Annotated in this window: 4 protein-coding genes; all 4 read right to left on the bottom strand. The window is 65.2% G+C overall.

What is annotated here, in order from left to right:
* Positions 1-13 precede the first annotated feature (13 nt).
* Entirely contained in the window at positions 14-2,128 is a 2,115-nt protein-coding gene (fusA, locus tag SAHL_RS16525) for an elongation factor G (protein ID WP_123592517.1), read from the bottom strand.
* A 32-nt stretch (positions 2,129-2,160) separates the two neighbouring features.
* Positions 2,161-2,634: a 30S ribosomal protein S7 gene (gene rpsG / locus SAHL_RS16530; RefSeq protein ID WP_123592518.1), complete on the bottom strand. Its 474-nt coding sequence runs from the start codon at positions 2,632-2,634 to the stop codon at positions 2,161-2,163.
* A 39-nt stretch (positions 2,635-2,673) separates the two neighbouring features.
* A complete protein-coding gene (gene rpsL / locus SAHL_RS16535) occupies positions 2,674-3,048 on the bottom strand; it encodes a 30S ribosomal protein S12 (protein WP_120097584.1) in 375 nt (124 codons plus the stop codon).
* Between the two features lie 126 nt (positions 3,049-3,174).
* Positions 3,175-7,398, bottom strand: coding sequence for a DNA-directed RNA polymerase subunit beta' (rpoC, locus tag SAHL_RS16540; RefSeq protein WP_123592519.1), 4,224 nt, complete (start codon positions 7,396-7,398; stop codon positions 3,175-3,177).
* Positions 7,399-7,482 lie beyond the last annotated feature (84 nt).

Genomic DNA, 7,482 nt, shown 5'->3' on the forward strand with positions numbered 1-7,482 from the left:
CGGCGCGTTCCTCTTATGCCTTTTCCGGTTGATTGCGAGTAAGCGCCTCGACCACATGCGAGGGCGCTTGTGCGTAGTTGTCGAACTGCATCGTGTAGGTCGCGCGGCCCTGGCTCATCGAGCGCAGATCGGTCGCGTAACCGAACATCTCGGACAGCGGCACGGACGCCGACAGCTGCTTGCCGGTCGGGATATCGTCCATGCCCCGCACGGTGCCGCGACGACGGTTCAGGTCGCCCATGACATCGCCCATGTATTCCTCGGGCGTAACGACCTCGACGTCCATCATCGGCTCGAGCAGCGCGGGCGAGGCCTTGCGCGACCCGTCCTTGAACGCCATGGAGCCGGCGATCTTGAACGCCGATTCGTTCGAGTCGACGTCGTGATAGGAACCGTCGTACAGCGTGACCTTGATGTCGACCATCGGGTAGCCGGCGACCACACCGTTGGCCATGGCCTCGCGGATGCCCTTGTCGACCGCGCCGACGTATTCCTTCGGCACCACGCCACCGACGATGGCGTTGACGAACTCGTAGCCGGCCCCGGCTTCCTCCTGCGGCTCGATGCGCAGGAACACGTGACCGTACTGGCCGCGGCCGCCCGACTGGCGGACGAACTTGCCTTCCTGCTCGACCTGCTTGCGGATGGTCTCGCGGTAGGCGACCTGCGGCGCGCCGACATTGGCCTCCACGCCGAACTCACGCTTGAGGCGGTCCACGATGATCTCGAGATGCAGCTCGCCCATGCCGGAGATGATGGTCTGGGCGGTCTCCTCGTCGGTGCGCACCTGGAAGGACGGATCCTCCTGCGCCAGCTTCGACAAAGCAACGCCCATCTTCTCCTGATCCGCGCGCGATTTCGGCTCGACCGCGACCGCGATGACCGGATCCGGGAATTCCATGCGCTCGAGAATGACCCGCGAGTCGTTGGCGCAGAGCGTATAGCCCGTGACCACACTCTTGAGCCCGACCACGGCGGCGATGTCGCCGGCCCGGACTTCCTTGATCTCTTCGCGCGAGTTGGAGTGCATCTGCAGCAGACGGCCGACGCGCTCCTTCTTGTTCTCGATCGGGTTGTAGATCGTGTCGCCCGACTTCAGTACACCGGAGTAGACCCGGATGAACGACAGCGAGCCGACGAACGGGTCGGTGGCGATCTTGAACACGAGCGCGGCAAACGGCTGATCGTCGGAGGCGTAGCGCTCGATGGCGACCTCGGGATCGTTGGCGTCTTGGCCCTTGATCGGCGGCACTTCCGTCGGCGACGGCAGATAGTCGATCACGGCGTCCAGCATGGCCTGGACACCCTTGTTCTTGAACGCGGTGCCGCACATGCAGAGCGTGATCTCGTTGTTGATCACGCGCTTGCGCAGGCCGGACTTGATCTCGTCGTTGCTCAGCTCGCCGGCGTCGAGATACTTCTCCATGATCTCTTCGTCGGCCTCGGCGGCCGCCTCGATCATCTCGTCGCGATACTTCTGGGCATCGGCCTGGAGATGCTCGGGGATGTCGCGCGCCTCGAAGGTGCGGCCGGCGTCTTCCTGGTTCCAGTAGATCGCCTGCATCCGCATGAGATCGACGATGCCCTCGAACTCGTCCTCGGCGCCGATCGGCAGCTGGATGGTGACCGGGTAGGTCGCCAGGCGCTTCTTCATCATCTCGATGCAGCGCCAGTAGTCCGCACCCAGCTTGTCCATCTTGTTGACGAACGTGATGCGCGGAACGTGATACTTGTCCGCCTGGCGCCAGACCGTCTCGGTCTGCGGCTCGACGCCGGCGTTGGCGTCCAGCACGCAGACGGCGCCGTCGAGCACTCGCAGGCTGCGCTCCACTTCGATGGTGAAGTCGACGTGGCCGGGCGTGTCGATGATGTTGACGCGGTACTGCTGATCGTACTGCTGCTCCATGCCCTGCCAGAAGCAGGTGGTGGCAGCCGAGGTGATCGTGATGCCGCGCTCCTGCTCCTGCGACATCCAGTCCATCACGGCCGCGCCGTCATGCACCTCGCCCATCTTGTGGGAGATGCCGGTGTAGTACAGAACACGTTCGGTCGTCGTCGTCTTGCCGGCATCGATGTGAGCCATGATGCCGATGTTGCGATAACGCTCGAGTGGATGGTTGCGGGGCATGAGAGTCTCTTGAACCTGAGAAATGGGGGCGCTTACCAGCGGAAGTGCGAGAACGCCTTGTTGGCATCGGCCATCCGATGGGTGTCCTCACGCTTTTTCACCGCGGCGCCGCGATGCTCCGACGCATCAATCAGCTCGCCGGCCAGCCTGCGGGCCATGGAGTTCTCGCCGCGCTTGCGCGCCGCGTCGATCACCCAGCGCATCGCCAGCGTGGTACGACGCACCGCGCGCACCTCGATCGGCACCTGATAGGTGGCGCCGCCGACGCGCCGCGATTTCACCTCGACCGCGGGCCGGACGTTGTCGAGCGCTTCCTCGAGCACGTCGAGCGGCTCGTCGGTGCCCTTCTTGGTGGAGATCTGCGAAAGCGCGCCGTAGACGATCATCTCCGCCTTCGACTTCTTGCCGTCGTCCATGATCATGTTCATGAACTTGGCCAGCAGTTCGCTGTGGTAGCGCGGATCAGGCAGGATTTCGCGGCGCGGCGCGGATGCACGACGGGACATATTCTAGATTTTCCTATTCGTTGAGCCAGGCGGGCGCAATCAGGACTTCGGCTTCTTGGCGCCGTACTTCGACCGGCCCTGGCGACGGGCCTCGACGCCGGAGGCATCGAGCGCGCCGCGGACGGTATGGTAACGCACACCGGGAAGGTCCTTGACTCGGCCGCCGCGAATGAGCACAACCGAGTGCTCCTGCAGGTTGTGACCCTCGCCGCCGATGTAGCTCGCCACCTCGTAGCCGTTGGTCAGCCGCACGCGCGCCACCTTGCGCAGCGCCGAGTTCGGCTTCTTGGGCGTGGTGGTGTAAACGCGCGTGCAGACGCCACGACGCTGCGGGCAACCCTGCAGCGCGGGAACGTCGTTCTTCTGGCGCTTGTCTTTGCGGCCCTTGCGGACCAGTTGGTTGACCGTGGACACGTCGTCACCCTGCTCGATCGATGAAAATAGTGAGGCAGCCCGGCGTACACCGGACTGCCGCTAAAGGACGGCGGATAGTACGGGCGGCGCACGGCCATGTCAAGCCGTGCCGCGCGCCGCCCCACGTCAGATCGAATCCTCGTTGCTGGATTCGGCCTCGGAGGCGTCGATGTCGGCTTCCGCGGGCGCCTCGGTGGGCGGCAGCGCGCCCTTGAGGTCCAGCGGGCCGAGACGGTCGCGCCGACGCTGCTCGTGGTACGCCAGCCCGGTACCGGCCGGAATGAGACGGCCGACGATGACGTTCTCCTTGAGCCCGCGGAGATCGTCGCGACCGCCGCGTACGGCGGCCTCGGTGAGCACCCGGGTGGTCTCCTGGAAGGAGGCCGCGGAGATGAACGACTCGGTGGACAGACTGGCCTTGGTGATGCCCAGGAGCAGCCGCTCGAACGTCGCCGGCACCTCTTCCTTGGCCTCGGCCCGGCGATTGTGCTCGAGCACCGTCTGGTACTCGGCCTGCTCGCCCTGGAGGAACGGTGTATCGCCGGCATCGGTGACTTCCACCCGACGCAGCATCTGGCGGATGATGACCTCGATGTGCTTGTCGTTGATGCGCACACCCTGCAGGCGATAGACGTCCTGGATCTCCTTGACCAGATATTCGGCCAGCTTCGGGATGCCCTGCAGCCGCAGGATATCGTGCGGCATCGGCTCGCCGTCGGAGAGGATCTCGCCCTTCTCGACGTGCTCGCCCTCGAAGACGTTGATCTGACGCCACTTGGGCACGAGCAGCTCGGTCTCGTAGCCGTCCGAGTCGACGATCTTGAGCCGCTGCTTGCCTTTGGTCGCCTCACCGAAGCGGACCGTGCCCTGGGCCTCGGCCAGGATCGCCGGCACCTTGGGCTTGCGGGCCTCGAACAGGTCCGCGACCCGTGGCAGACCGCCGGTGATGTCGCGCGTCTTGGAGGACTCCTGCGGGATGCGGGCACAGACGTCGCCCACCACCACGCTCTGGCCGTCCTCGACGACCACGATGGCCTTGGGCGGCAGACTGTAGGCCGCGGGGATCTCGGTGCCCGGGAAGTTGAGTTCGTTGCCGGACTCGTCGACCAGCTTGATGATGGGCCGCAGATCCTTGTTGCCCTGACCGCGCGACTTCGGCTCGGTGACCACCAGAGTGGACACGCCGGTGATCTCGTCGATCTCGCGCTGGACCGTGACACCCTCGATGAACTCCTCGAACTTCACCTTGCCGGCGACCTCCGAGACGATCGGATGGGTGTGCGGATCCCAGTCCGCCAGGCGGGCACCGGATTCGATCCGATCGCCCTCGTTGACGTGCAGACGCGCGCCGTAGGGGATCTTGTAACGCTCCTTCTCGCGGAAGTTCTCGTCGATGACGCCGATCTCGCCGGAACGCGAGACCGCCACCAGGTGGCCGCCCTCCGCATGCTCGACGGTCTTGACGTTGTGCAGCTTCACGGTGCCGGCGGTCTTGACCTCCACGCCGTCGGCGGAGACCGCACGCGAGGCCGCGCCGCCCACGTGGAACGTGCGCATGGTCAGCTGCGTGCCCGGCTCGCCGATGGACTGGGCCGCGATCACACCGACCGACTCGCCGATGGAGACCCGCTCGCCGCGGGCGAGATCGCGCCCGTAACAGGCGGCGCAGACGCCGAAGCCGGTCTCGCAGGTGATCGGACTGCGCACGAAGACCTCGTCGATCGAGCTCGTCTCGATGAGATCGACGTCCTTCTCGTTAAGCAGCTTGCCAGAATCGAGCAGCGTGTGGTTGGTCGCCGGATCGACGACATCGGCGGCCAGCACGCGCCCGAGCACCCGCTCGCGCAGGGGCTCGACCACATCGCCACCCTCGACGATCGGGTACATCTTGAGGCCCTGATCGGTACCGCAGTCGTTCTCGGTGACCACCACGTCCTGGGAGACATCCACCAGGCGGCGGGTGAGATAGCCCGAGTTCGCGGTCTTGAGCGCGGTGTCGGCCAGGCCCTTGCGCGCGCCGTGGGTGGAGATGAAGTACTGGAGTACGTTCAGCCCCTCACGGAAGTTCGCGGTGATGGGCGTCTCGATGATCGAGCCGTCCGGCTTGGCCATGAGGCCGCGCATGCCCGCCAGCTGGCGGATCTGGGCCGCGCTACCGCGGGCGCCGGAGTCGGCCATCATGAAGATGGAGTTGAACGACGTCTGGTCGATGGTGTTGCCCTCGGCGTCGGTGACCTCGTCCAGCCCCAGCTTGTCCATCATCGCGGAGGCGATCTGCTCGTTGGCACGCGACCAGATGTCGATGACCTTGTTGTAGCGCTCGCCCTGGGTCACGAGACCCGAGGTGTACTGCTCCTCGATCTCCTTGACCTCGTCCTCGGCGCGGGCCAGCACCGTCTGCTTCTCCTGCGGGATGACCATGTCGCCCACCGCGATCGAGATGCCGGCCTTGGTCGACATCCGGAAACCGGTGTACATCAGCTGGTCGGCGAAGACCACGGTCTCCTTGAGACCGACATTGCGATAGCTGGCGTTGATGACGCCGGCGACGGCCTTCTTGTCCAGCTCGTGGTTGATCAGCTGGAAGGGCAGACCCTTCGGCAGGATCTCGAACAGCAGCGCCCGCCCGACCGTGGTGTCGACGATCCGGGTCACGTCGGTCGTGTTGCCGTCCTCGTCCATGTCGGTGTCGTCGATGCGCACCCTGATATGCGCCTGCAGGTGGACCTGCTCGGCGTCGTAGGCGCGATAGACCTCGGAGACGTCGGAGAACGTCATGCCCTCGCCGAGCGCGTTCACACGCGAGCGGGTCATCCAGTACAGACCGAGGACGACGTCCTGGGTCGGCACGATGATCGGTTCACCGGAGGCGGGCGAGAGGATATTGTTGGAGGCCATCATCAACACGCGGGCCTCCATCTGCGCCTCGATGGACAGCGGCACGTGCACGGCCATCTGGTCGCCGTCGAAGTCGGCGTTGAAGGCGGTGCAGACCAGCGGATGCAGCTGAATCGCCTTGCCCTCGATGAGCACCGGCTCGAAGGCCTGGATGCCCAGGCGATGCAGGGTCGGCGCACGGTTGAGCATGACCGGGTGCTCGCGGATGACCTCCTCGAGCATGTCCCAGACTTCCGGCTCCTCGCGCTCGACCATCTTCTTGGCCGCCTTGATCGTGGAGGCGAGCTCCAGCCACTGCAGCCGGCTGTAGATGAACGGCTTGAACAGTTCCAGCGCCATCTTCTTGGGCAGACCGCACTGGTGCAGCTTGAGCGTCGGGCCGACCACGATGACCGAACGGCCGGAGTAGTCGACACGCTTGCCGAGCAGGTTCTGACGGAACCGACCTTGCTTGCCCTTGATCATGTCGGCCAGCGACTTGAGCGGCCGGCGGTTGGAACCGGTGATCGCCCGGCCGCGACGGCCGTTGTCGATCAGGGCGTCCACCGACTCCTGCAGCATGCGCTTTTCGTTGCGCACGATGATGTCCGGCGCGTTGAGCTCCAGCAGGCGACGCAGACGGTTGTTGCGGTTGATCACGCGGCGATACAGATCGTTGAGATCCGAGGTCGCGAAACGGCCGCCGTCGAGCGGCACCAGCGGGCGCAGATCCGGCGGCAGCACCGGCAGCACGCGCAGGATCATCCACTCCGCCTTGTTGCCCGACTGCTGGAACGATTCCAGCAGCTTCAGGCGCTTGCCCAGGCGCTTGATCTTGGTCGCCGAGCCAGTGGCGTTGAGTTCCTCGCGCATGCGCGCGGCTTCCGCGCCCATGTCCATGTTGCGCAGGATGTCGAGCACGGCTTCGGCGCCCATCTTGGCGTCGAACTCGTCACCGTACTGCTCGACCGTGTCGAGATACTCCTCCTCGGAGAGCAGCGAGAACGGCTCGAGCGGCGTCATGCCCGGATCCGTAACCACATAGGCCTCGAAGTAGAGCACGCGCTCGATCGCACGCAGCGGCATGTCCAGCAGCAGACCGATGCGCGACGGCAGGCTCTTGAGGAACCAGATGTGGGCGACCGGCGAGGCCAGGTCGATATGACCCATGCGCTCGCGGCGCACCTTGGTCTGGGTGACCTCCACGCCGCATTTCTCGCAGATCACGCCCCGGTGCTTCATGCGCTTGTACTTGCCGCACAGGCACTCGTAGTCCTTGACCGGGCCGAAGACGCGCGCACAGAACAGGCCGTCCCGCTCGGGCTTGAACGTCCGATAGTTGATGGTCTCGGGCTTCTTGACCTCGCCGAACGACCACGAGCGGATCGTGTCGGGCGAAGCCAGGCTGATCTTGATGGCGTCGAACTCCTCGACGTCGTCAGCGCTCTTGAACAGATTCAGCAGATCTTTCATGTCCTACTCCGGATCAGAAGGGGTACGCCGGAATACACGGCGGCACGCCGCCGCGGGCCGGCCCGGGCGCCCGGGCCGGCCGCC

The sequence above is a fragment of the Salinisphaera orenii subsp. halophila YIM 95161 genome (assembly GCF_003732545.1).
In the GTDB taxonomy this organism is placed as follows: domain Bacteria; phylum Pseudomonadota; class Gammaproteobacteria; order Nevskiales; family Salinisphaeraceae; genus Salinisphaera; species Salinisphaera orenii_A.

What these genes read in the sequence shown, in the direction of transcription:
- fusA (WP_123592517.1), bottom strand. Translation starts at nt 2,128, where the DNA reads ATGCCCCGCAACCATCCACTCGAGCGTTATCGCAACATCGGCATCATG.
- rpsG (WP_123592518.1), bottom strand. Translation starts at nt 2,634, where the DNA reads ATGTCCCGTCGTGCATCCGCGCCGCGCCGCGAAATCCTGCCTGATCCG.
- rpoC (WP_123592519.1), bottom strand. Translation starts at nt 7,398, where the DNA reads ATGAAAGATCTGCTGAATCTGTTCAAGAGCGCTGACGACGTCGAGGAG.